Below are 936 nucleotides of genomic sequence, written 5' to 3'. Positions count from 1 at the left end.
ATCTGGAGCCCGTGCCGTTCGACAAGATCACCAACCCGCCCCAGGCGAACGGTGAGTACAGCTGGCAGGCGAAACTGCCGAACAAGTCGGGCCGGCACATCATCTACTCGCTGTGGCAACGTTCTGACAGCCCGGAGGCGTTCTACAGCTGCTCCGACGTCCTGTTCGGCGGTGGCGTGCCGGACACGCAGCCGCCCACCGCGCCGGGTACTCCGGTCGCGTCCTCGGTCACCGGCAGCTCCGTGCGGCTGGACTGGCCGGCGTCCGCGGACAACTTCGGTGTGTCGGAGTACCGCGTCTACCGCGGTGACCAGGTGGCCGCCACCTCGACCACGAACTCGGTCACCGTCAGAGGCCTCACCGCGAACACCGACTACGCCTTCCGCGTGGTCGCGGTGGACTCCGCGGGCAACGTGTCACCGGCCTCGCCGGGCGTCGCGGTGCGCACCGGCAGCGGTCCCGGCGCCTGCACGGTGACCTACGGCAAGCCGAGCACCTGGAACGGTGGCTTCACGGCGAACGTGAAGATCTCCAACGGCAGCGCGGAAACCGTGCGCGCGTGGCAGCTCGTCTGGGACTTCCCCGCCGGGCAGCAGCTGTCGTCGGCCTGGTCGTCCACGATCACCGTCGTCGACGGGAAGGCCACGGCCAAGGGAGCGTCGTACAACGCCGACATCACCGCGGGCGGCACCGCGGAGTTCGGCTTCAACGCGACGACGACGGGTCCGGCGCCGGATCCGGTGAACTTCACGCTCAACGGCGTTTCCTGCGCCGTTTCGTGACGAGGGTCCTCGAGGTCCGGGCCTCGAGGACCTCTTACCGAACAAACACCATTGAAAGACAGGAGATCCGTGGCAATGAGGCTCAACGGACAAAGGCGGTGGGCAGCGGCGGGAGTCGCGGCCGCAACCGCCGTCGCCACCGCGGGGATCGCGC

The 936-nt window shown here is 68.6% G+C and carries 1 protein-coding gene; it reads left to right on the top strand.

What is annotated here, in order from left to right; genetic code table 11:
- Window positions 1-782, top strand: a 782-nt coding sequence (locus tag UK23_RS47950) for a cellulose binding domain-containing protein (protein WP_196778201.1), incomplete at its 5' end; no start/stop codon positions are given.
- Window positions 783-936: the final 154 nt, after the last annotated feature.

Origin of the sequence: Lentzea aerocolonigenes, assembly GCF_000955955.1 — a bacterium.
Lineage (GTDB): Bacteria > Actinomycetota > Actinomycetes > Mycobacteriales > Pseudonocardiaceae > Lentzea > Lentzea aerocolonigenes_A.
This window is presented reverse-complemented; position numbering and strand designations above follow the sequence as displayed.